The 23,802-nt window shown below is 70.9% G+C and carries 22 protein-coding genes; 11 read left to right on the plus strand and 11 right to left on the minus strand.

What is annotated here, in order from left to right:
* Positions 1-41: 41 nt before the first annotated feature.
* A complete protein-coding gene (locus ACIQU3_RS20585; RefSeq protein ID WP_403730941.1) occupies positions 42-1,487 on the minus strand; it encodes a glyceraldehyde-3-phosphate dehydrogenase in 1,446 nt (481 codons plus the stop codon).
* Between the two features lie 161 nt (positions 1,488-1,648).
* Between ACIQU3_RS20585 and ACIQU3_RS20590 the strand changes: the two genes are divergently transcribed.
* From ACIQU3_RS20590 to ACIQU3_RS20605, 4 genes are all read left to right on the plus strand, one after another.
* The gene (locus ACIQU3_RS20590) at positions 1,649-2,515 is read left to right on the plus strand and encodes a hypothetical protein (RefSeq protein ID WP_403730944.1); all 867 of its coding nucleotides are present in this window, start codon (positions 1,649-1,651) and stop codon (positions 2,513-2,515) included.
* Positions 2,516-2,694: 179 nt separating this feature from the next.
* Complete coding sequence (locus ACIQU3_RS20595) at positions 2,695-3,132, plus strand: Fur family transcriptional regulator (protein ID WP_366711694.1); 438 nt, start codon at positions 2,695-2,697, stop codon at positions 3,130-3,132.
* Positions 3,133-3,200: 68 nt separating this feature from the next.
* Positions 3,201-5,426, plus strand: a complete 2,226-nt coding sequence (gene katG, locus ACIQU3_RS20600) for a catalase/peroxidase HPI (protein ID WP_403730948.1) — start codon at positions 3,201-3,203, stop codon at positions 5,424-5,426.
* A gap of 164 nt (positions 5,427-5,590) precedes the next feature.
* Entirely contained in the window at positions 5,591-6,373 is a 783-nt protein-coding gene (locus tag ACIQU3_RS20605) for a carbonic anhydrase (RefSeq protein ID WP_403730951.1), read from the plus strand.
* Between the two features lie 137 nt (positions 6,374-6,510).
* Here ACIQU3_RS20605 and ACIQU3_RS20610 read toward each other — a convergent pair whose 3' ends face one another.
* Positions 6,511-7,899: a Tat pathway signal sequence domain protein gene (locus ACIQU3_RS20610; protein ID WP_403926935.1), complete on the minus strand. Its 1,389-nt coding sequence runs from the start codon at positions 7,897-7,899 to the stop codon at positions 6,511-6,513.
* Between the two features lie 113 nt (positions 7,900-8,012).
* Positions 8,013-9,731, minus strand: a complete 1,719-nt coding sequence (locus ACIQU3_RS20615; protein ID WP_403926937.1) for a VanW family protein — start codon at positions 9,729-9,731, stop codon at positions 8,013-8,015.
* Positions 9,732-9,948: 217 nt separating this feature from the next.
* On the opposite strand from ACIQU3_RS20615, the gene ACIQU3_RS20620 reads away from it, so the two are divergent.
* The 3 genes from ACIQU3_RS20620 (at position 9,949) to ACIQU3_RS20630 (ending at position 12,918) form a co-directional block, all read left to right on the plus strand.
* On the plus strand, positions 9,949-11,214 hold the full coding sequence (locus ACIQU3_RS20620; protein ID WP_403730960.1) for a glycosyltransferase family 4 protein: 1,266 nt from the start codon (positions 9,949-9,951) through the stop codon (positions 11,212-11,214).
* On the plus strand, positions 11,211-12,065 hold the full coding sequence (locus tag ACIQU3_RS20625) for a transferase (protein ID WP_403730963.1): 855 nt from the start codon (positions 11,211-11,213) through the stop codon (positions 12,063-12,065). The genes ACIQU3_RS20620 and ACIQU3_RS20625 overlap by 4 nt, the downstream gene beginning before the upstream one ends.
* 190 nt (positions 12,066-12,255) lie before the next feature.
* Complete coding sequence (locus tag ACIQU3_RS20630; protein WP_403926939.1) at positions 12,256-12,918, plus strand: YceI family protein; 663 nt, start codon at positions 12,256-12,258, stop codon at positions 12,916-12,918.
* 35 nt (positions 12,919-12,953) lie between these two features.
* On the opposite strand, the gene ACIQU3_RS20635 is transcribed toward ACIQU3_RS20630, so the two are convergent.
* The 6 genes from ACIQU3_RS20635 to ACIQU3_RS20660 form a co-directional block, all read right to left on the minus strand.
* Positions 12,954-13,451 carry a molybdenum cofactor biosysynthesis protein gene (locus tag ACIQU3_RS20635; RefSeq protein WP_403926942.1) on the minus strand — a complete coding sequence of 166 codons (498 nt, stop codon included), beginning with the start codon at positions 13,449-13,451 and terminating at the stop codon, positions 12,954-12,956.
* A 221-nt stretch (positions 13,452-13,672) separates the two neighbouring features.
* Entirely contained in the window at positions 13,673-14,671 is a 999-nt protein-coding gene (locus ACIQU3_RS20640; protein ID WP_403927125.1) for an MASE1 domain-containing protein, read from the minus strand.
* Positions 14,672-14,731: 60 nt separating this feature from the next.
* A complete protein-coding gene (locus ACIQU3_RS20645; RefSeq protein ID WP_403926945.1) occupies positions 14,732-15,562 on the minus strand; it encodes a PP2C family protein-serine/threonine phosphatase in 831 nt (276 codons plus the stop codon).
* Between the two features lie 123 nt (positions 15,563-15,685).
* Entirely contained in the window at positions 15,686-16,489 is an 804-nt protein-coding gene (locus ACIQU3_RS20650; RefSeq protein ID WP_403926947.1) for a DUF817 domain-containing protein, read from the minus strand.
* 27 nt (positions 16,490-16,516) lie between these two features.
* Complete coding sequence (locus tag ACIQU3_RS20655) at positions 16,517-17,017, minus strand: hypothetical protein (RefSeq protein WP_403926949.1); 501 nt, start codon at positions 17,015-17,017, stop codon at positions 16,517-16,519.
* A gap of 133 nt (positions 17,018-17,150) precedes the next feature.
* Positions 17,151-18,149, minus strand: a complete 999-nt coding sequence (locus tag ACIQU3_RS20660; protein WP_403926952.1) for an anion permease — start codon at positions 18,147-18,149, stop codon at positions 17,151-17,153.
* Positions 18,150-18,288: 139 nt separating this feature from the next.
* Here ACIQU3_RS20660 and ACIQU3_RS20665 point away from each other — a divergent pair, with 139 nt between their 5' ends.
* From ACIQU3_RS20665 to ACIQU3_RS20675, 3 genes are all read left to right on the plus strand, one after another.
* Positions 18,289-18,888 carry a DUF998 domain-containing protein gene (locus ACIQU3_RS20665; RefSeq protein WP_403730985.1) on the plus strand — a complete coding sequence of 200 codons (600 nt, stop codon included), beginning with the start codon at positions 18,289-18,291 and terminating at the stop codon, positions 18,886-18,888.
* A gap of 89 nt (positions 18,889-18,977) precedes the next feature.
* Positions 18,978-20,183, plus strand: a complete 1,206-nt coding sequence (locus ACIQU3_RS20670; protein WP_403926954.1) for a glycoside hydrolase family 64 protein — start codon at positions 18,978-18,980, stop codon at positions 20,181-20,183.
* 304 nt (positions 20,184-20,487) lie between these two features.
* Positions 20,488-21,159: a hypothetical protein gene (locus ACIQU3_RS20675; protein ID WP_403730991.1), complete on the plus strand. Its 672-nt coding sequence runs from the start codon at positions 20,488-20,490 to the stop codon at positions 21,157-21,159.
* Between the two features lie 324 nt (positions 21,160-21,483).
* Here ACIQU3_RS20675 and ACIQU3_RS20680 read toward each other — a convergent pair whose 3' ends face one another.
* Complete coding sequence (locus ACIQU3_RS20680; RefSeq protein WP_403730994.1) at positions 21,484-21,909, minus strand: DUF6003 family protein; 426 nt, start codon at positions 21,907-21,909, stop codon at positions 21,484-21,486.
* A gap of 411 nt (positions 21,910-22,320) precedes the next feature.
* Complete coding sequence (locus ACIQU3_RS20685; RefSeq protein WP_403730997.1) at positions 22,321-23,127, minus strand: restriction endonuclease; 807 nt, start codon at positions 23,125-23,127, stop codon at positions 22,321-22,323.
* A gap of 357 nt (positions 23,128-23,484) precedes the next feature.
* Here ACIQU3_RS20685 and ACIQU3_RS20690 point away from each other — a divergent pair, with 357 nt between their 5' ends.
* Positions 23,485-23,793 (plus strand): hypothetical protein, encoded by a 309-nt coding sequence (locus tag ACIQU3_RS20690; protein ID WP_403731000.1) that lies wholly within the window; start codon positions 23,485-23,487, stop codon positions 23,791-23,793.
* Positions 23,794-23,802 lie beyond the last annotated feature (9 nt).

Raw genomic sequence — 23,802 nt, forward strand, 5'->3', positions numbered from 1 at the left:
AAGCGCGGGGCCCGCACGCCCCGCGCTTTCGTCCTCCGGGGTCAGACCGCCGGGGCCGGGTACGTCGGGTACTCCACGCCGGACACGTGCTGCACGACGCGGATGACCTGGCACGAGTAACCGAACTCGTTGTCGTACCACAGGTAGAGGATCGCGTTGTCGCCGTCGACCTTGGTGGCGCCGGCGTCGACGATCGAGGCGTGGCGTGAGCCGATGAAGTCGCTGGAGACCGCGTCGGGCGCCGTGGTGAAGTCGATCTGGCGCTTGAGCGGCGAGGTCAGGGAGACGTCGCGCAGGTGGTCGAGGACCTCCTCGCGGGTGGTCTCACGGCCGAGCCGCAGGCTGAGGATCGCGATCGACACGTCCGGGACCGGGACGCGGATCGAACTGCCGGTGATGGGCGCCTTGAGGTCGGGCAGCGCCTTGGCGACGGCGGAGGCGGCACCGGTCTCGGTGATGACCATGTTGAGAGGAGCTGACCGGCCGCGGCGGTCGGCCTTGTGGTAGTTGTCCAGCAGGTTCTGGTCGTTGGTGAACGAGTGAACCGTCTCGACGTGGCCGCGCAGGACGCCGAACTCGTCGTCCATCGCCTTCAGCGGCGGCACGATCGCGTTCGTGGTGCAGGACGCGCAGGACAGGATCTGCTCGTCCGGCTTGATCGTGTCGTGGTTGACGCCGTGCACGATGTTGGGGACGTCGCCCTTGCCGGGCGCGGTCAGCACGACCTTGTCGATACCGGGGCGCAGGTGCTGGGACAGGCCCTCGCGGTCGCGCCACTTGCCGGTGTTGTCGATGAGGATGGCGTCCTTGATGCCGTACGCCGTGTAGTCGACCTCGGACGGGTCGTTGGCGTAGATCACCTTGATGGCGTTGCCGTTGGCGACGATCGTGCTGTTCGCCTCGTCGACGGTGATGGTGCCCTGGAACTGGCCGTGGATCGAGTCACGCCGCAGCAGCGAGGCGCGCTTGACGATGTCCTGCTCGCCGCCTCCGCGCACCACGATGGCCCGCAGCCGCAGACCGTTGCCCGAGCCGGACTTCTCGATGAGCAGCCGGGCCACGAGGCGGCCGATGCGGCCGAAGCCGTACAGGACGACGTCGCGGCCCTCGCGGCGCTCTATCTTGTCGGCACCGGTGGCACCGGCGACGGCCTCGGCGGTGAACTCCGCGATCGACAGGCCCCGGTCGTCGGCCTGGTACGCCTCGGCGAGCAGACCGATGTCGATCTGGGAGGGGCCGAGGTCGAGTGTGGTGAGGGTCTGCAGGAACGGCAGGGTGTCGGTGACCGACAGCTCCACGCCGGCGATCTGGCGGGCGAACCGGTGGGTCTTCAGGATGCTGACCACCGACTTGTTCACCAGGGAGCGGCTGTGCAGCAGGACCGTCACGTCCCGCTCCCGGTGCAGCTTCCCGATGATCGGGATCATCGACTCCGCGATCTCCTCGCGGATCTTCCAGTTGGTGAACGAGTCGTCGTTGACAGTCACGAGTCCATCTTTCGAGCTAGGCGGCGCTCATATGTTAAACCGTCGATTTTCCGGATCATGAACGGGGTCCCTCCGGTGCGTCCGGCGGCCTCTCCGCGCGCCGCGACGGGCGGTGCCTGAGACGATCTAAATCGGACCTTCCGTGCGGAAAAGGGGTTCCCATGGACTACGACTCCGTGGCCGACGAGCTGTACGCCCTGCGCCCGGAGGAGTTCACCGCCGCCCGTGCCTCCGCCGTCGCCGCCGCCCGCACCGCCGGTGACCGGGAACTCGCCGAGCGGATTCGCGTGTTGCGCAAGCCCAGCCTCGCCGCCTGGGTCAGCAACCTCCTGGTCCGCGGCAGCCCTGGAGAGGTCGAGCCCCTGCTGCGCCTGGGGGAGGGGCTGCGCCAGGCCCACCAGGACCTGGACGGCGCACAGCTGCGCGAGCTGAGCCGTCGGCAGCACGCACTCGTCCGAGCCCTTTCCATGCAGGCGCGGCAGCTCGCGAAGGAGGCCGGTCACCCGATCGGCGAGAGCGTCCAGCGCGAGCTCGAGAACACCCTGCACGCCGTCCTGGCCGACCCCGAGGCCGCCCGGGCCTGGGCCGGTGGTCGCCTGACCAAGCCGCTGAGCGCGGCCGTCGGCTTCCCCGCCGTCGCCGAAGGCGCCCGGCCGCAGCGTCCCGCACCCGCGCCCGCAGCCGACCGTCCCGCCAAGAAGACGAGCGAGCAGCAGCGGCGCCGACTGGAACAGGCCCGTAAGGACGCCGAAGCCGCCGACCGCGAGCTGCGGGAGCTCCAAGGCGAGGCGGAGGCCGCGGGCCGCGCCGCGGCGGAGGCGAGACAACAGGTCGACGGCCTCCAGCGGCGCGTGGAGGAGCTGACCGGTGAACTGGAACGCGCCAAGAGCGAACACCAGCAGGCCCGCTTCGCCGAACGGGCCGCCCGGGAGCGGATGCGCACCGCCGAACGCCACGCCCGGGAAGCCGGGCGCAAGGCGGCGACGGCCGCCGCCGGCCTCAAGCGCCTCACCTCGCCGGACGCGTGATCCACCGGCCGGCACGGCGGTGCGCGACGTCGAACGCATCTCGTGGCGCCATCATGCGTCTGTGACTGAACTCACATCCCTCAAGTAGCCCACCCCACAAAGGCCCCACGTGCCCGACATCAAAATTGAACCGTTCGTTTTCTTGAACGGATCGTGTTTGTGTGGCTAGGTTGGCCCCCATGACCGCAACCGGGAACCCGACCACCGCCGAGGAGCTGCGAGGTGCCGGCCTGAGGGTGACGGCCGCCCGCGTCGCGCTGCTCGAAGCCGTGCGGGACGGTGACCACCTCGGTGCCGAGGCCATCGCCTCCGAGGTGCGCGGCCGCGTGGGCCACATCTCCGTCCAAGCCGTCTACGAGGGGCTGCACGCCCTCACCGCGGCCGGACTCATACGTCGCCTCGACCCACCCAACAGCCCGGCCCTCTACGAGGGACGGGTCGGCGACAACCATCACCACCTCGTGTGCCGTTCGTGCGGAGCCGTCGCCGACGTCGACTGCGCGGTCGGCCACGCCCCCTGCCTGACCGCCTCCGACGACCGCGGCTTCGCCGTCGACGAGGCCGAGGTCATCTACTGGGGCCTGTGCCCCGCCTGTTCCACCGCTCGCAGTTCCTGAGTACGTGATCCACCCGAGCACCGTGATCCACCCGAGCACTGTGATCCACCCCGTCCGGAAGGATTTCCATGACTGAGAACCACGACGCGATCGTCACCGACTCGAAGTCGGAGGAGACGGGAGGCGGCTGCCCCGTGGCGCACGGCCGCGCCCTGCACCCGACCCAGGGCGGTGGCAACCGCCAGTGGTGGCCCGAGCGGCTCAACCTGAAGATCCTCGCCAAGAACCCCGATGTGGCCAATCCCCTCGGCACGGACTTCGACTACGCCGAGGCGTTCAAGAATCTCGACCTCGACGCCGTCAAGCAGGACATCGCCGAGGTGCTGACCGACTCGCAGGACTGGTGGCCCGCCGACTTCGGCAACTACGGCCCGCTCATGGTCCGCATGGCCTGGCACAGCGCCGGCACGTACCGCATCAGCGACGGCCGCGGCGGCGCCGGCGCCGGTCAGCAGCGCTTCGCCCCGCTCAACAGCTGGCCGGACAACGGCAACCTCGACAAGGCCCGCCGCCTGCTGTGGCCCGTGAAGAAGAAGTACGGCCAGTCCATCTCCTGGGCCGACCTCCTGATCCTCACCGGCAACGTCGCCCTGGAGCAGATGGGCTTCGAGACCTTCGGCTTCGCCGGTGGCCGCGCCGACGTCTGGGAGGCCGAGGAGGACGTTTACTGGGGCCCCGAGACCACCTGGCTCGACGACAAGCGCTACACCGGCGACCGTGAGCTGGAAAACCCGCTCGGCGCCGTCCAGATGGGCCTCATCTACGTCAACCCCGAGGGCCCGAACGGCAACCCGGACCCGATCGCCGCGGCCCGCGACATCCGTGAGACGTTCCGCCGCATGGCGATGAACGACGAGGAGACCGTCGCGCTGATCGCCGGTGGCCACACCTTCGGCAAGACCCACGGCGCCGGCCCGGCCGACAACGTCGGCGCCGACCCCGAGGCCGCCTCCATGGAGGAGCAGGGCCTGGGCTGGAAGAGCACCTACGGCACGGGCAAGGGCGGGGACGCCATCACCTCCGGCCTGGAGGTCACCTGGACCACCACCCCGACCCAATGGAGCAACGGGTTCTTCAAGAACCTCTTCGAGTTCGAGTACGAGCTCGAGCAGAGCCCGGCCGGCGCCAACCAGTGGGTCGCCAAGGACGCCCCGGAGATCGTCCCGGACGCGCACGACTCGTCGAAGAAGCACCGTCCGAGGATGCTCACCACCGACCTGTCGCTGCGCTTCGACCCGATCTACGAGCCCATCTCCCGCCGGTTCTACGAGAACCCGCAGGAGTTCGCGGACGCCTTCGCCCGCGCCTGGTTCAAGCTGACCCACCGTGACATGGGCCCCAAGTCCCTGTACCTCGGCCCCGAGGTCCCGGAGGAGACCCTGCTGTGGCAGGACCCGCTGCCGGAGGCCGAGGGCGAGACCATCGACGACGGTGACATCGCCACCCTCAAGACCAAGCTCCTGGAGTCGGGCCTGTCCGTCTCGCAGCTGGTGTCCACCGCCTGGGCCTCTGCGTCCACCTTCCGCGGCAGCGACAAGCGCGGCGGTGCCAACGGCGCCCGTATCCGCCTGGAGCCGCAGCGCGGCTGGGAGGTCAACGAGCCCGACGAGCTGGCCCAGGTCCTGCGCGTCCTGGAGGGCATCCAGCAGGACTTCAACGCCGGCGCCGGCGCCAAGAAGGTCTCCCTGGCCGACCTGATCGTCCTCGGCGGCACCGCCGCGGTCGAGAAGGCCGCCAAGGAAGCGGGCTACCAGGTGGAGGTGCCCTTCGCCGCGGGCCGTGTGGACGCGACGGAGGAGCACACCGACGCCGAGTCGTTCGAGGCGCTCGAGCCGACCGCCGACGGGTTCCGCAACTACCACGGCAAGGGCAACCGCCTGCCGGCCGAGTTCCTGCTGCTCGACCGCGCCAACCTGCTCACCCTGAGCGCCCCCGAGATGACCGTCCTGGTCGGTGGCCTGCGGGTGCTGGGCGCCAACTACCAGCAGTCCCAGCTCGGCGCCTTCACCAAGACCCCCGGCTCGCTGACGAACGACTTCTTCGTCAACCTGCTCGACCTGGGCATCGAGTGGAAGTCGACGACCGAGGACCAGACCACGTTCGAGGGCCGCGACGCCGCCACGGGCGAGGTCAAGTGGGCCGGCTCCCGCGCCGACCTGGTCTTCGGCTCGAACTCCGAGCTGCGCGCCCTCGCCGAGGTCTACGCGAGCGACGACGCGAAGGAGAAGTTCGTCCAGGACTTCGTCGCGGCGTGGGTCAAGGTCATGAACCTGGACCGGTTCGACCTGGTCTGATCGCCCCGCATGACAGGACGCCCGGGCCGGAAGGCCCGGGCGTTCCCGCTGGTTGCCTGAGGGACCGTCAAAGGCCGTTCAAGGTAAGAACATCACTCACCCAACTCACACCATGAAACGGCAAGGAACCCGGCCGGCAGCGCATTCGGGCATACGTTCTGGCCGTGAACTCACATGCCACCTCCCACAGAGGCACCGGCCCTGAACCCCACTCCTCCGCCGGTTCACGGCCCCCCGCCGACGGCACCGTCCGCCGGACCCTGCTGCGCAGCGCGCTGACCGGGGCCGCGGTCCTGGGCGCGGGCCTGGGCGCCGCGCACACGGCCACCGCCGTCCCCGCCACCGGCCCAGCGGAGCCGCGACCCGGCACCCCGGTCCAGGCCTTGCGGGAGCTGGCCGCGGGCAACCGCCGCTGGCGGGCCTTCCGCGAACGCCATCCGCACGAGAGCCCGGCCGTCCGGCGGACGTTGGTCACCGCCCAGCACCCCTTCGCGGTCGTGCTCGGCTGCATCGACTCGCGTGTCCCCCCGGAGCTGGTCTTCGACCAGGGTCTGGGCGACCTGATGACCGTCCGCACCGCCGGCGAGGTCCTGGACGAGGCCGTGCTCGGCAGTGTCGCCTACGGCGTACTGGAGCTCGGCATACCGCTGGTCGTCGTCCTCGGCCACCAGTCGTGCGGCGCGGTGCGCGCCGCCGTGCAGGCGGAGCAGTCCGGGGAGCGTCTGCCCGCCCACATGCAGTACCTCGTCGACCGGATAAGCCCCGCCATCGACCACGGCCAGGAGGGGGACGCCCGGATCGACGCGACCGTGAGCGCCAACGTCCGGCTCGTGCGCTCCCGGCTGGCCGCGGAACCCGAACTCGCCGCCCGGATCGGCACCGGCAAGCTGGCGATCGTCGGAGCCCGCTACGAGCTCACCACCCAGGCGGTCCACCGCCTCGCCTGACGGGCGGCCGGCCCGGTCCGCCGCACCCGGCCGCGGATACGGCCCTGCGGTCGCCCGGCCGCGGATCGGGCTCTGCGGTCTCGCCCGGCCGCGGATCGGGCCCTGCGGTCTCGCCCGGCCGCGGATCGGGCCTGCCGTCACACCCGGAGCGGATTGAACCGGGCAGCGGCCATCAGGTACCAGGCCGTCGCGCCGGTGTGACGGTAGGGGTAGTAACCGAAGCCGAAGCCCGTGTCCAACGGGCTGCTGGCGGACACGACCCCGCTGCGCCCGGGCAGTGGTCTGCCCCCGACGGTCTGACCGTCGCCCAGCAGGTCCTGCGCCCGCTCGATCGAGGCGAGCAGACGCCGGGCACGCGCCTCGTCGCCAGGCCTCCCGCGATCACGCAGGGCGAGCGCGAGGTGTGCCGTCCCCTCGAACCACACCCCGTTGCGGTCGGGCTTCGGCCGGCCGTCGGCGATCGGCGCGTCCTCGTTCGCGAGGAGACTCGCCGAACTGAAGGTGACCCCCTCGTACGACTGCCCCACGGGCACGGTGCTGTTGGTGCGTCCGGAGTGGTCCAGGACGGCCAGCTCCGCGACCGCCCAGTCCAGCGAGCGGGAGTGGCGGCGGGAGGTGAGCGCGAGGTGCGTCCAGGTCTGCGTGTCTTCCGGAACCGGGGACTTGTTGACCGTCACACCGTCGTTCGTGCCGGTGTAGAAGAAGCCCCCGGACGGTTCCCACATCCGGCGCACGAACGCCTCGGCCCGCCCGCGCCGCTCCAGCCACACGCGGTCGCCGGTCAGCCGGGCGAGCCGGCCGAACAGGCAGACCAGGTCGGTGTTGTGTTCGGTCGAGGTGAACGGCAGCCTCTGATTCGCCCCGTCCACCCCGAACTTGTAGCCGCCGAGGGGCTCGTCGGTCCGGCCGGTCCGTTCGATCCACTGGCCGATGCGCACCGCACCGTCGAGGAAGCGGCGCGCCCCGGTGCGGTGGGCCAGGGCGCCGAGCGCGATACCCGCCCAGGCCATGTCGCCGACGGCCGTGCCGGTGAAGCCGAACTGCGTACCGACGTTGGCGGTGCCGTCCGCCCGCACGAAGCCGTCGGGCTGCGGCGAGCCGTCGTAGAAGGTGTACGGCCCGGTGTTGTAGGCCTGCCGGAGCCTGCCGTCGTCGTGGGCCGGGTCGTGGTTCTGGGCGTGGAGCAGAGCGTCGCCCAGGGCTTTGGCCCTGATCAAGCCGGCCGGGGTCCGGGTCGCGAGGTGGGCCAGGAGCGCGAGGGCGTTGTCGTAGGTGAACGCGGTGCTGAACAGACCCGCCTGGTCGGTGTAGCTCTGCGCCAGGCGGATGTCGCCGTGGTCGGGGTAGGCGTCCATGGCTGCGGCGAGGAAGGCGTACCCCCGGACCGGGGCCGAGACGCGCCGCGCCACGGGGCGGTCGGCCGCGAAGGCCTGCCCCGGGCCGGCCGTGAGCCCTGCGGCACTGATACCGAGTCCGGCACCGATCAGCGAACGCCGGCTGAGCGCCGGGCCTTGTCTGCCAGTCATGGATCTCCCTTGAGAGCGCTCTCAATCAGTGGTGGCTCATTGTGCTGGCGCTTGCGAGCGGGGTCAACGCTCGCGTCGGAAGGGAGAGTTGCGGACGGGGGCGAACGGGGAGGTCACTCGCAGACGATCTCGTCACGCGGCGTGTAGTGCGTGCGGTACGGCTCCCGCCTCACCTCACGGCCGTCGTTGTAGAAGACCCGCTCCACCGTCACGTCGAACCCTTCGAGCGGTGTCTGCGGCACGCACTCCTTGTCGTCGCTCACCGTCTTCTCCGGCTTCGTCACGTTGGTGCGCGGCCCCGTGACCGACTTGATCTCGTCGTACATTCGGGTGCCGAGGAAGGAGACGGTGACGGAGGTGTCCGTGGACTCGGCCTGGATGTAGAGGGCCTTGCCGGAGTCGTTGGTGAACCGCAGGTCCAGGCTGCCCCAGGCGACCGTCGCCTCGCGGCCCTCGGGGTAGCGCTCGATGTAGAACGAGTGCGCACCGTGTTCCACGGGCTTGACCCCGGCGAAGAACAGCGCGTTGTACACGGTCGTCGCCACGGACGACACCCCGCCGCCGGAGGCCTTCGTGAACTTGTCGTCGAGAATGATGATGCCGTCCATGAAGCCGTTGGCCTCGGTGCGCTCACCGACGGTCCGGTTGAAGCTCCAGGTCTCGTCCGGGCGTACGAGGGAACCGTTGATGAGTTCCACGGCCCGGCCTATGTTCTTGGTGCGGTACTCGGCCGGTTCGAAGTGGACGGTGAAGGAGGACATCTTCTCCGTCAGCCCCAACCGGGCGGCGTTCTCCCGGGTCACTTCCGGTCGGGTCCGGCGTATCTGCACGTCGCCGCTGCGGTCGGCGACCGGTTCGGTGAGCAGTGGCAGTACGGCCTTGCCCAGCGCCTTGTCGTCGACCGACTGCCCCACCGTGGCGTCCTGGACCACCACGGCCCTGTCGCCCTGCGGCCGCAGCTTCGCGTTCTCGGCGGTCGTGGTGACGGCGTCCAGCGGGCCGGCCACGGTGGGTTCGGCGCGCAGGCCCTTGGCGTCGAGCTGCGGCTGGAGCCTGCCGGCGCCGTCCGGCCGCATGGTCAGGTGCTCGCCCAGCGTGTCCTGGCCGACGGTGAAGCGCCGGCCGGCCGCGGTGAGCGTGACGGGGCCCGACATGGCGGGTTCCGCGAAGGTGCGCACGGCCCGCCGCACCTCGCCGGCGGTGACCTTCGGCCGGGTCTCGCGGGTGGGCAGGGCCGTGGCCGTACCGGTACCGCCCCGCAGAAAGGACTCGCGCAGGGGCTCGACCGCGGCGTTCACGTCCAGGGCGTACCCCGTCCGCGGCGCGACGGTCCGCACGTGCCCGTGGTCGAAGCTCACGGCACCGTCCCGTACCGTCTGGTCGAGTCCTTCCGCCAGCTGTTCGAGGGCCGTCCGGGCCTTGCCCTCGTCGAGGCGCACGACCGGTTCGATGTCGCCCCCCGAGCGGAAGAACCCGCCGAACACGCTGACCGGATCGGCCCCCGTACGGGCCGCCCGGTCCACGGTCTCCTCGACGTCGTAGGCGAGCCCCGCGTGTCGCGGATCGACCGCGCCGGTGCGGTCGCCGACCTTCACGGGCAGTTCCCGGGCGCCGGCGGGGCCCAGCTCCCGCTCCAGCTTCCGCACCGCCTCCGCCCGGCTCAGCCCTCCGATGTCCACTCCGCGCACGGTCGTGCCCGAGTCGATCTGGCCGCCGGTGAGGAGCAGCCCGGCGAGATACAGACCGCCGACCCCCACGGCCAGCGCACCGCCGGCCAGGGCGACGGGCGGGAGGGAGGCTATGCGGGGGACCGATGTGGTGCGGGGGCGCATGGGTCTCCTGAAGATCGATACGAGGGTGCACCCGAGGACGCGACGATGCGCGGGCAAACACATCAAGCTATCCACACATCCGGAGCGAAACGGTATGGCCCAGACCACTTCTGTCCGAGATCGTTCCGGAATCGGCCGTCTCGGCCCGGCGACCGGGCACGGCCACAGAGTGGTAACGGCGAACAACGATCGGGTCGCCGGCACGGTCTAGGCCACCATGAAGATCTCTTTCCTGATCCACAACGCCTACGGAATCGGAGGCACGATCACCACCACGTTCAACCTGGCCGGAGCCCTGGCCGAGCGGCACGAGGTGGAGATCGTCTCCGCCTTACGGCACCGGGAACGCCCCCATCTCGTCCTGGACCCACGTGTGCGGCTGCGGGCGCTGGTGGACCTGCGCAAGGAGGCGGACCATCCGCTGCACGGCAGACCGGCGAAGGTCTTCCCGGCCGCCGAGTACCGGCACCACCAGTACAGCGAGCTGACCGACCAGCGCATCGGCGAGTGCCTCGCAGCGCTCGACGCCGACGCCGTCATCGGCACCCGCCCGGGCCTCAACGTGCACATCGCCCGCCAGGCTCCGCAGCACGTCCTGCGCGTCGGCCAGGAGCACCTCACGCTCGACAACCACTCGCCGCGGCTGCGCACCGCCCTGCGCCGCGCGTACCGGCGCCTCGACGTGATCACCACCGTGACGGAGGCGGACGCCGCCGCCTACCGGCGCAAGATGTGGCTGCCCGGGGTCCACGTCGAAGCTCTCCCCAACAGCGTCCCCGACCCCGCGCTGCCTCCCTCCGACAGCACCGCCAAGGTGGTGATCGCGGCGGGCCGCCTGGTCCCGGTCAAGCGCTACGACCTGCTCATCGAGGCGTTCGCCCAGGTCGCCGCGGTCCACCCGGACTGGCAGCTGCGCATCTACGGCAAGGGCGAGGAACAGGCGAATCTGCGCCTGCTCATCGAGCGGCTCGGGCTGTGGAACCACGTGTTCCTGATGGGGGCCGCCACCCCCATGGAGGCCGAATGGGCCAAGGGGTCGATCGGAGCCGCCGCGTCGAACTTCGAGCCGTTCGGCATGACCATCGTGGAGGCGATGCGCTGCGGGCTGCCCGTCGTCAGTACCGACTGCCCCCACGGCCCCCGCGAGATCATCGAGGACGGGGTCGACGGCCGGCTCGTACCGGTCGGGGACCGCGACGCGCTCGCGGCGGCCCTGCTCGAACTCGTCGCTGACGACGAGCGCCGTGGCCGTATGAGCCGGGCCGCCCTGGACAACGCGCGCCGCTTCGCCCCCGGCCCCGTCGTCACCCAGGCCGAACGCCTGCTGGAGGCCGCCGCCGCGGCCAGGAGTTCCGGCCGGACGGCCACCGCACGGCACCACCGCGGCCACAGCCCGCTGGCGGGCCGGGGCCACGCCGCCCGCGACGCCGCACACGCCGCCGCCACCGGCGTACTGCGCTCCATACGGAAGGGACGCCGATGAACGCGCCGGAGGACAAGCCGACCCGCACGCACGAGGGTGCGCCCCCGGGCCCGCAGCACGAGCCTCACCCGCGCGCGGACTGCACGATCGACACCGACGGCCGCATCACTTTCCGGTTGCCGCCGGTCGCGGCCGCAGACCCCCGACTGCTCCTGCGGCTGCGGCCGAAGAAGGGCCTGCCAGAGTCGACCCGCCACATGCTCGGCCTGGAGACCGACCCGGCCGGCGGCCACCACGCCGTGCTGGACCCGCATCCGGTCCTCGACGAGGGCCGCTGGGACGTGTACCTGCTGCCGGAACCCGGGGCGGAGCGCCGTCGGCTGCGCCACGGCCTGCGGGACCTGCGCGCCCTCGTCGACGGCCATCTGCGCGATCGCCCGTCGCCCGTCGCGGTCCGGATCCCGTACGCCACGAAGGACGGCTTCCTCGCCCTCAGGGCCTGGCGGCGCACCGCCCACGCGGAAGCCCGCGGCATCGATCTCGGGGACGGGACCATCACGGTCGCGGTCCGTCTGCACGGCGGCGAGCTCCGTCAGGACGCCACCGTGCGCCTGCGCCTGCGGGGCACCGACACCGTACGGACCGTCGGCCCCCGGCTCGACGGCGACGGCAGGGGCTTGTCGTTCACCGCCGGAGCCGGGGACCTGACGGCCGACAGCGGGGGAGCGGCGGGGGTCTGGGACGTCTTCGTCCGCCCCACCGCCGGGGCACCGCCCGTCAGGGTCGGCCGGCTGCTCGACGACGTGGCGGACCGCAAGCACGTGTACGTCTACCCGTCGGTCGACGCGGACGGATCCACGCTCCGCCCTTACTACACCGTCGACAACGACCTCGCGATAGAGGTGACGTGACACCGATTCGCCGATATGCCCGACATGAAAATTCCGGGAGTTTCGCATGGTCGATTCGGTGATGCGCCGCGACAACCGTGTGTGGATTCTGTGCAAAGCGACGGCAAAAGCGGGCAGGGGCCGGTTCTCAACAGCCGCAAAACGGAAGGGGACTTGCGGCTATAACCAAACTCAAGTACCTAGATGAACCATGAACCTGTTCAACCGCGTTGTGCCGTCCCGCCGGCAGGCAGCGCCCTTCCCCCCACAGCACCGCACCGGCGCACCGGCATCCTCGGCCGCCGTGCTGCCGGACCCCAAGCTGGCCAATCTGTCCGGTGAATGGGTCGTCGACCCCGCGCACAGCAGGATCGGCTTCTCCGTCCGGCATGCCATGGTGACCACCGTGCGCGGTTGTTTCCTGGAGTACGAAAGCCGGCTGTACTTCGACGCACACGACCCCACACGGTCACGGGCCGATATCACCCTGTTCACATCGAGCGTCGACACCGGCGTGGAACAACGTGACGCGCACCTGGTCGGCCGTGACTTCCTCGACGCCGCGACCTATCCGCGAATGCACTTCACCAGCACGGCGGTGGAGCAGACCGGCGCCGACCTGTTCCGCATGTCGGGCGAGCTGACCATCAAAGGCGTCTCGCGTCCCGTCGTCCTCGACATGACCTACATCGGGAATGTCACGGACCCGTTCGGCTACGACCGCGTCGGCTTCGACGGCACCACCACCATCAACCGCTCCGACTGGGGCCTGACCTACAACAGCAGGCTGGCCGAGGGCGGCGCGATGGTGAGCGAGAAGGTGCGCCTGCAACTCGACATCGCGGCCATCCGCACGCCACCCTCGGGCGGCTGACGACCGGCCCCGCCAGCGCCCACCGCCCGGGCCCTTCAGGACCCGTCTTCCGCCCCGGCCATGACCCGGAACGTTGCCGGGCCGAGCGTGAGCACCCCGTCGCTCAGCGGGGTGCACCGCACGCCGCCCCGGCCGCGCAGGGCGCGTTGTGCGCCGGATCCGATGGTCACGTCCATCCAGGCGCAGGGCCGGGCGGGACGCCGCACGGCGAAGACCACGGGCCCGGTGCCGCAGTCGATCGAGATCGTCGCCCCGACGAGGGAGTCGACGTCGACGCCCTGGAGCAGGATGTTCCGGCGGGTGTGCCGCAGGTCCGCGCCGGCCGGGAGGCTCTCGGCGGCCATGATGGTCACGGCCGCGTTCCGGTGGGCGGGCCGCGCGTAGTAGCGGTCGCCCACCAGGCCAAGCCCGCGGCGTACCTCCACCCGGGTGACCCGCTCGTCGGACGGACCCGGAGACGGCCCGTCCGACGGCCGTCCGGCCAGCCGGTGCGCGGGCGAGACCAGCAGTTGCAGCACCTCCACCCGGGTCATGACGTCCAGCTTAAGGTCCCGGGCAAGCCGGGTTCCGGACGAGCCAGGTCCCCGACAGCCCGGATCCAGGGCCAGCCAGGTTCCCGACAGCCGGATCCAGGGCCAGCCAGGTTCCCGAGAGTCCCGGGGGCACGACCGAGCCAGGTCGCCGGCAGTCCTGGGGGCCCGAACGATCCAGCTCCCCGGCAGCCCGGGCCTCCGGGCTGCCGGAGGGCCGGTCCTCACTCCTCCCGGCGCCCGCGCCCGCCCTCCTCCAGCGGAAGCCGTCCGTCCGCCGTCTCGCCCGCGGTGAGGTGCTCCAGCACCTCGACCAGCTCCTGGCACGCGCGCTCCACGGACCGCCGTGTGTGGATCTGCTCGGTGATCACCGCCGAGAGGATCAGAGCCGTGAGGGCCATCGCCCCGTTGAAGGCCTGCAGCTTCATCATCACCTCGACCCGGCTGAGCCGTTCGAAGGGTCCGACCCGGTCGGTCGCCGCCACCGTGGTCATGACCGAGGCGAAGAGCGCGCACAGCAGGCTCCCCGCCAGCTGGAACCGCAGCGCGGCCCAGATCAGCAGTGGATAGACGAGGAACAGCAGGCTGACCGAGCTGTGCGCGGCCAGCGGCACGAGACAGCAGGCGATGACCGCCAGCCCCATCGCCTCCTTCCAGCGCGACGTGGGCAGCGGCAGACGGACGCGGGACAGCAGGAGCAGCACCGGCGTGACGATGAGCACGCCCATCGCGTCACCGACCCACCAGGCCAGCCACACCGCCCAGAAGCCGGGCCATTCGATCTTGTCCGTGGCGATCAGGGTGCCGGCGCCGGTGGTCGAGCTGATCAGCATGGCGGTGAAGGCGCCCAGGAACACCAGGGCGAGCCCGTCCCGCAGCCGTGCGAGATCGGTGCGGAAGCCGGCCCGTCGCAGCAGCAGACAGCCGACGACGGGGGCGGCCGTGTTGCCGGCCAGGACGCACAAGGTTGAGGGCGTGAGGGAGGTGAGGGACAGAATGACGAGGAAGGCTCCCAGGGCGATCCCGGGCCAGCAGCGCAGTCCGAGGATCAGCAGGCAGGCGACCGAGACGCCGGTGGGAGGCCAGATGGGCGTGACGACCGCGCCCTCGACGACCAGCTCCCGCAGCAGCCCCAGTTGGGCGGAGACGTAGTAACAGGCGGCGACGGCCGGCGTCTGCAGAGCGACGACGGCGCGTGTACGCAGATCCCGGCTACCCACCACAGCAGCCATGAGACACCGGGGCCGCCGCCTCGGCGAGACAGGAGCGTGCCTGCTGCGGCCCTATGGCTGAGCGTCCGGCCCGTCCAGGCCGACGACCAGCACGGCGGCGTCGTCGTCATGCCCCACGCGTTCGGCCCCCTTGATCACCGCGCCTGCGAGCGCGTCCACGTCCATGCCCGCCACCGCTGCCACGCCCGCGAGTCGTGTCACCTGGTCCAGGCCCTCCTCCAGCCGCATGGACGGCCCCTCGACGACACCGTCCGTGAGCAGGACGAACACACCACCCGTCGCGAGCTCGTAACGGGTCACCGGAAAGGGTGTCCCGGCCTGCACCCCGAGCGGCGGCCCGCCCTCGTCCTCCGTCAGGCCGGACTTTCCGTCCGCCGTGGCCCAGACGCAGGGCAGATGCCCGGCCCGCGCACTCTCCAGCACGCCCGCACACGGGTCGAGCCGCATGAACGTGCAGGTGGCGAACAGATCGGAGCCCAGGGACAGCAGCAGATCATTGGTCCGGGCCAGCACCTCGCCCGGATCGCTCGTCACCGACGCCAGTGCCCGCAGACCTGCCCGCACCTGCCCCATGAAGGCCGCTGCCTCGATGTTGTGGCCCTGGACGTCGCCGATGGACAACCCGATCCGGCCGTCGCCCAGGGTGAAGGCGTCATACCAGTCGCCGCCCACGTCGAGGCCCCGGTACGCGGGCGCGTACCGAACGGCCAGGTGCAGCCGGCGGGCCACGGGCAGGTCCCCCGGCAGCATGCCGCGCTGCAGCGCGATCGCCAGCTCGACCCGGGACCTCTGCATCTCGGCCTGCGCACGCGCCTGAGCGGTCAGGGCCCCGAGCCTGGCCAGCAGCTCGTCGCCGTCGTCCGTCGTGCCGGTGCGGGACATGGTTCACTCCGGCGATGATGGCCACGGTAGGTGACGACCGCGAAGGCAAATCACCCGATTTACGTCCATAGGATGATACTCAGGCGAGTGCCTCCGCGACGACTCCGCAACCTCCGGCAGCCCTCACCCGGTGTCCCGCGCCGCCTCGGAACCCGTACGCCGTCCGACCGCCGCCAGCACGAACGTCACGCTGATGAGCAACGCCCAGGCGCCGAACTTCTCCACCCCCACCGGCTCCCATCCGTGCTCCTGATACGGATACCGCCACGCGCCGGCCAAGGTCGCCAGATTCTCCGCCACCCACAGGAAGAACCCGATCAGCACGAACGACAGCGCCAGCGGCATCCGCCGGCGCACCCCGCGCACCGTGAACCGCACCGACGTCCCCAGCGTCACGGCCACGAGCAGGCCCGCCAGCACCCAGCGCAGGTCGGGCAGCCAGTGGTGGCTGAAGAAGTTGACGTAGACGGCCGCGGCGACCAGGGCCGTCGCGCGCGGCCGGTAGCGCACGAGGCCCAGGTCGAAAAGATGCCAGGCCCGGCAGACGTAGCTGCCCACCGCCGCGTACAGGAACCCGCCGTACAACGGGACACCGGCGAACTTCAGCACGGCCGGCTCCGGGTAGCTCCAGGAGCCCAGCGACACCTTCACCAACTCGAAGGCCAGACCGATGATGTGGCAGACCGTGATGACGGCGACGTCCCGCGCGCTCTCCCGGCCGCGCGCCCAGAACACCAGCGTGAGCAGCACGCCGTAGACGACCAGGAGGTCGTAGCGTGCCACGGGCAGCTCGGGCAGCAGCGCGGAGACGGCGACGCCGGACAGCAGGGCGATGGCGAAAGCGCAGGCCCGCGTCTGGGTCCAGGCGAACGCGAGCAGCTGACGAACCGGTGCGGCCCGGGGGCCGGCGATGCTTGCGAGGATCATGGTGCCCTGTAGGACGGCCCCTCGCGACTACCGGTTGCAGGAGACCTCCCGGCCCGCGGCCCGGTCGTCGGTGTACTCCCGCGCCTGCGCCACGGCCTGCCGCAGCAGCCGGGTGAGCAGCCGCTCGGAGTCCGGCGCGGCGCACAGCACGCGCAGAGCCGCTTCGAGGTGCCGTCGCCCCGGCCCGCGCCACCACAGCGGATCGGCGACCCGGGACGCCGCACCGCCCGCGGGCGCGTGGGTCAGCCGCTGCGCCCGCCGGCGGCACGCACGGCCGTACCGCGCCAGAGGCCGGGACGCGGGACGCACCCGAAGCGCGGCGTCCACCACCGTGCCGACGAGCAGCGGCGCGTAGTCGCGGCCCGGGGGGCGGGCGTCGGCGAGGTCGGCGGCCAGCGGCCACAGCTCGCGCCGGGCGTCGTCCCCGACGCTGTCGTTGACCACCCGGGCCAGGGCCGCGAGTGCCGGATGCGTCCCGGCCGGGCTGTCGGTGAACCGGCCCGAGGCCAGCAGGGCGGCGGCCTCCATCAGGCAGGCGCCGTCCTCCGGGTGCAGATGCGCGAATCGAGCGGGCGAGGGAAGGCCGTCAGGGGCCCCCGCGGGGGATCCCGCGGGTCGCCGACGGTCAGGAAGGGCGTTCATGGGCGGCCTCCGGCTGTGATCACAGACCGGTGACGGCGTGCAGGAACAGATAGAGCGCCGCGGCCGGGATCCCCGCTCCGGGAAAGGTGAGGATCCAGGCGGTACCGATCGAACGGGCCACCTGCCAGCGTACGGCGGAGAAGCGCCGGGTGGCGCCGGCGCCGAGGATCGCCGCGGTGATCGTCTGCGTGGTGGAGATCGGAGCCTTCACCAGGAAGGCGGTCGTGTAGAGGACGGCGGCGGCGGCGGTCTCGGCGGCGAACCCGCGCGGGGGATCGAGGTGCACGATGCGCCGCCCGAGGGTGGTGATGATGCGGCGCCCGCCGGTGTACGTGCCGGCCGCCATCGCGATCGCGACGGCGGCGATCACCCACACCGGCACCGAGAAGTCGTCCTGCCAGCCGGCGGTGACCAGGGCCAGGACGATGACCCCCATGGTCTTCTGCGCGTCCTGCAACCCGTGTCCCAGACCCATGGCGGCGGCGGAGAAGGTCTGCGCCACGCGGAAGCGTCCCATGGTGCGACGGGGTGTCGCGCGGCGGAACACCCACAGGATGCCCGTGTGCAACAGGTAGCCGAGTACCACCCCCACCAGCGGGGACAGCAGCATCGGCAGGATGACCTTGTCGAGGATGCCCGACCACTGCACCGTGGCGGACGCGGCGAGCGCGGCACCGACCAGCCCGCCGATCAGGGCGTGCGACGACGAGGTGGGCAGCCCGCGCCACCAGGTGAAGACGTTCCACGCGATGGCGCCGAGGAGTGCGCACAGCACGAGAAGCAGACCCGAGATCGCCTCGGGTGCCTCGATGATGCCGCTGCCGACGGTCTGGGCGACCCCGGTGCCCAGGAAGGCGCCGCAGAAATTCATCACCGCGGCCATGGCCAGTGCCACACGGGGCGTCAGGGCCCTGGTGGAGATGGAGGTGGCGATCGCGTTCGCGGCGTCGTGGAAGCCGTTGGTGAAGTCGAACGTCAGCCCCACGATGATGATGAGCACCACGAGAGTGAGCTCCATGCCCGATCACCTTTCCACGCCCGGCCGCACCGTTCCATCGTGCGCTTCCCCGGCGGAGCGGGCCGGGTGACTACGCCACGTGAGGCAGGCCCTGCGGGGGAACCCGAAGGAGACGGTTGCCCGGCTTTACGGTGTCCTGATGCGATCTGTACCTACATGGGCGCTGGTGTCATCGGGGTGTGCGCCCATCTTCCTGATCATGGGCTGGCTGATCGCGGCATCGCTGCAGGGACCCCCGTACGACCCCGCCGCCCAGACGATCAGCGTCCTCGCGGCTCCCGGGAACCAGGGATCCTGGGTGATGACGGCGGCTTTCGTCGCCCTGGGGTTCTGCCACCTGCTCACGGCCTGGGGTCTGCGCCCGGCCGCCGCCGCGGGGCGGGTGGCTCTCGCGGCCGGCGGGGTGGCGGCGCTGGCGGTGGCCGTGTTCCCGGCGCCGAGCAGCGGCGGTTCGCTGGGTCATGGTTCGGTGGCCGCCGTGGGCTTCGCCGTCCTGGCGGCGTGGCCGGTGCTGGCCGCCCGGGCCGGTACGGCCGTGCCGTGGGCTCTGCGTCCGTTCCCGTGCCTGGGAGCGACCACCGTCATGGCGGTCGGCGCAGCCTGGTTCCTGGTCGAGTTGCACCTCCACGGCGTGGCCGGAGTCGCCGAGCGTGCCGTGACGACCCTTCAGTCGGTCTGGCCCTTCGTCGTCGTCCTCTCCTGTCTGCGCGGGCCGCTGCGCGCAGGGTGCCCGAACTGACCGGGGCCGCACATCTGTTGACAGGTACGGACCAAGGCGGGACATTGAGAGCGCTCTCACACCGGCCATTCGTCGAACGGAGGCAGAGCGTGTTGCGAACTCTCAGGAACCGGGCCACGGCCGCGGGGCTGTCCCTGGCCACGGTCCTCGCCGGCTCACTGCTGGCGACCGGAACGGGAGCGCCGGCCCATGCCGCCGTCCCGGCGACCATCCCTTTGAAGATCACCAACAACTCGGCCCGCGGCGAGCAGCTGTACCTCTACAACCTCGGCACGGAACTCTCGACCGGCCGGCAGGGCTGGGCCGACGCGAGCGGCACCTTCCACCCCTGGCCCGCCGGCGGCAACCCGCCCTCACCCGCCCCCGACGCGTCGATAACGGGCCCGGCGGCAGGGCAGTCGACCACGATCCGCATGCCCAGGTTCTCCGGCCGCGTCTACTTCTCCTACGGCCAGAAGCTGGTCTTCAAGCTCACCACCGGCGGCCTGGTCCAACCCGCCGTACAGAACCCGACCGACCCCAACCGCAACATCCTGTTCAACTGGTCCGAGTACACGCTCAACGACTCGGGCCTGTGGATCAACAGCACTCAGGTGGACATGTTCTCCGCTCCCTACGCGGTCGGAGTGCAGCGGGCCGACGGCAGCACCACGAGCACGGGCCGGCTCAAGCCCGGCGGGTACAAAGGGTTCTTCAACGCCCTGCGGGGACAGCCAGGAGGCTGGGCCAACCTGATCCAGACACGTCCGGACGGCACCGTGCTGCGCGCGCTCTCACCGCTGTACGGCGTGGAGACCGGTGCTCTGCCGGCCACCGTCATGGACGACTACATCAACCGCGTCTGGCAGAAGTACGCCAACTCGACCTTGACGGTGTCCCCCTTCGCCGACCAGCCCGGCACCAAGTACTACGGCCGGGTCTCCGGTGGCGTCATGAACTTCACCAACGGCTCCGGCACGGTCGTCACGAGCTTCCAGAAGCCGGACGCCTCTTCCGTCTTCGGCTGTCACCGCAGGCTCGACGCCCCCAACGACCAGGTGCGCGGCCCGATCTCACGCACGCTGTGTGCCGGATTCAACCGCTCGACCCTGCTGGTCAACCCCAACCAGCCCGATGCCGGCGCCACCGACTTCTACAAGGACGGCGTCACCAACCACTACGCGCGCAAGATCCACGCCCAGACGGCGGACGGAAAGGCGTACGCCTTCGCGTTCGACGACGTCGGTCACCATGAATCGCTCGTCCATGACGGCAACCCGCGCCAGGCCTATCTGACGCTAGACCCCCTCGACTGACCCGCCTGCCCCCGGGAGCCGCCGGTGCCACGAACTCCGCGTGGCACCGGCGGCCTTCGTCGTGCGCGGCCTCCGGTATGCGCAGCTCCCCGGGCCGCCCTGCCAGAGCGGCTCGAAAGGCAAGCGGCGCAGGGGAAGTTGGCTATTCATCAGTTCTGGTAATCAATTACAACTTTGCCATCTCTTGGTGTAGCTGGACCGTCGATTACGTGAGCCTCGTTGGCATCACACAGTGACCACAATCCCGCCCGGAACAAGGGCAATTGCGGCCACTTTCCCCCCACGCACATGCGAGGCAGCAACGATGACGAGGAACCACGCCCTGCGGTACGGCAGCCGCACGCTGGCGTTGACGGCGACCGCACTCGGGGTGATCGCTACGGCTGTGCCCGCGGCGGCCGAGGAGCAGCCCACTCCGGAGCAGATCATGGCCGACTGCGCTTCCGGGGAGGGCAAGTGCAGCTTCAACGACCCCAAACTCGGCGAGGCCTACCTGGGTGAACCCCGCCAGGTCTCCGAACTGCTCTTCAACTGCACCGACTCGCCCGCGTCCCAGTCGATGTCCTGGGCCGACACCGTGGGGTCCTCTCATTCGGTGGGAGGCTCGGTAACGGCGGGTGGCGGCATCGAAGGCATCATCACGGCGAGTGTGACCGCGACGTACAACTACACCTGGCAGAGCTCGCACACGGAGACGAGTTCCTTCACCGTGACCGTGAAGCCGGGAGAGGTGGGCTGGATCTCACGTGCCCAGGTGATGCAGCGGATATCCGGCACGTGGCAGACTCACTACGACGACCCCAAGTGGGGGCACTACTACTGGTTCGTGCCCGACACCGTCACCGGCCCGGCCCCGAACGGCACGGACGGCAAGCACAGCGCCGTCGTGGTCAAGTCCCGCAAGATGACGGCCGACGAGAAGAAGCTGTGCGCCGGCGGCTCCACCCGCGACAAGGTCTTCACCCGCAGCCGCTGATCCGGCCCGCCTCCCCGGCAGTCGACCTGATGGCGGAGCTTGTTACCGCTGATCAGGACCGCCCCCCGGCAGCCGACCTGATGGCGGAGCTTGATGCCGCTGATCAGGCCTGTCCCGGCGAGCCGCCCTGATGGCGGAGCTGCTCGCAGCTGATCCGGACCGCTCTCGCAGCGGGCCCCGTGGTGGTGATCCTCGCCGTAGCGGCACATCCCCCGGGGAACGGCATGCTTGCCGAGGGCAGGCGGATCGGCCCCGCCGGACGGTTCTCGCCCGGCGGGGCCGATCGCGTGGCCTGGCGGGACCGCAGGTATGTCCGCGGTGTCGTCACCTGCTCGCAGCGGCGGTCACCGTGGCGGGGTCGACGCCGGTCAACTCGACGATGCGGTGCGGTGCCACACCGGCGGCCAGTGCCTTGCCGATCAGGCCGTCCCGCCCGTCCGCGCAGTCACGGTAGGCGAGCAGTTCCTGCTCGACCCGGGCCAGCGGCTGCGGGACCATCTCGTGGCGCAGACGGCTCAGCTCCTCCTCGCTCAGCGGGACGGGCAGCCGCTCGGCGCCCTCGGGCACGGCCGCCGTCTCCTCCGGCGGCAGCAGGCGCAGATGCGGCGAGGTCGGCGTGCTTCCCTGGGCATCGAGCCAGGCGCGGACCGCGGGCGTGTCCATGCAGGCGAGTTCACCGACGGCGGCCGGCGACACGCCGAGCTGCGTGGACGCGTCGTCGAGCAGGAACAGGTAGGCGTCGTCGGTCATCCTCGGCTCCTTCTGCAAAAGCGTGCTGAACGACATCCCATTACCCCGCCGCGCCCGTCTTACCGCCGGATCATCCGGCACTCGATCGAGTGAGACGGCACGGCGCCGGGTCTCGGTGTTGTGGAGGTCGATGCGCGAGGCCCGGATGAGCGCGTCCCGGGGTTCGTCGGCCCGGAAGGAGACACGGCGCAGCAGGATGACACCGTCGAGGGCGATGCCTTCGCGGGCGAGGACGAAGAGCAGGGCAGCGGCGCGACGTCGAGGCGGGCGCCGCGCGCGGTGTCGGATCGCACCAGCCCAGGGCCGGGAGCAGGCCCTCGGCCCGGGCCGGGTCCAAGGCGGCGTCGAAGCCGCGACCGCGCAAGTTGCTCCGTGACTTCCGTATACACACGGGCCAGGGCCGCGCGCTAGTCAGCACCCGGATCCGGCTGTCTCCCACCCCGCTGCTCCGCCCTCCAGCGCGACTTCCCAGGGCCGGGGGCCGGTGCCCTCCGTCCACGCCTCGAGGCCCTCCCGGTTCACGCACACGATCCCGCACTGCTCGGCGTACTCCACCGCCGGCGCCGTGAAGTCGCTGGTGGTGACCAGTACGGCGACATCGGCCTCATGCACGCTGTAGCACGTGCCGCCGAAACGCTGCAGATCCTGCGAGCCGACGCGGTTGGACTCGCCGTACTGCTTGCACTGGATGACGGCCCGTCGCCCGTCGGGTGTCACGGCCATGACATCTGCACCCAAGTCCCCCGCACCGCCGACGACTTCGACCTCCGTGCAGCCGTCGCGCTCGCACAGTCCGGCGATCGCCTCCTCGAACCCGTCCGGAGTCAGGGCGTCGTAGTCGACGGGGGCGACGGCGACGGGGAGGGTGGCGGAGGTGGTGGTGGACGCGGGGGCGGGCACGGGCCGGGCGGGGTCCGAGGGAGCCTCCAGCACCTCGGCCGCCTCCCTGGCCGCTTCGTCCAGGGCGGCCGCCGCCCGACGCGCCACACCTGCCAGGCGCCACCGGCGTCGTAGGCCCAGGCAGCCGGCGACACCTATCGCGACCAGCACGAACACCCAGGCGGGGCGCCGCTCCACCGCGCCCGCCGCCACGCGGGCGGCCAGTCCCAGAGCACACACGGCCACGGCGAGAAACACGAAGAACAAGGCCGTCGACCGAAGATCGAACCGGTAGCGGCTCCGCTTCACGAACGGTGTACGGCGCACAGGCACTGTCACGACATCCCCCCTCACGGGAGCCCCCTCAGGGGGCCAACAGCAAGATCACCTCCACCGTCTGCCCAAGATCACCACCTTCATCACCAAGCCCCGTGTGCGAAGCCCCACTTGCGGCCTCGAACGCGCCGGGAAGTACCGGTGAGGGAAGCCGCTTCAGGCCCGCACACCGGATCAGCGGGTTAGGGTGACGTCCATGGGAAACGTACGTTCGACCGGTTCGACGGGCTTCAGGTAGCCCGCCAGGAGATACCTGGCGGTGGCTGCGAACGGAGTCCCGTGTCCCGCACCGCCCACCACCTGTCCCCTTCATCGAGTCGAAGCGCCGGCGACGTCCCGTCAGGAACCTCTTGGCGTTCGGTGCTCCTCCACGACCTGAGGTACAGCGCACGCAGCCTCACCGACGCGAGGCGAGCGTCCCGGAAGCCGCAACCTCAACTGGTCCGCCGCACGGTGAAGGTCTACTCGTTCGCCCGGCGCGGGCGGGATCGCTCCATCGCCGCATGGTCGGCACTGGAGGAACGCCGGGAGCGGCAGCGGCTGCGATTCCGGGCGGGGCTGCTGCTGGGCCTGGTGCACGCGGGCCTCGACGAACACGCGCTCGAGGCCGTGGAGGCGGTGGACATCCCACCGGCACGCCATCGCCGCAACTCGCTCTGGCACGCCTAGGGGTGTCCG

It is taken from the genome of Streptomyces sp. NPDC101110 (genome assembly GCF_044759525.1).
Taxonomy (GTDB): Bacteria; Actinomycetota; Actinomycetes; order Streptomycetales; family Streptomycetaceae; genus Streptomyces.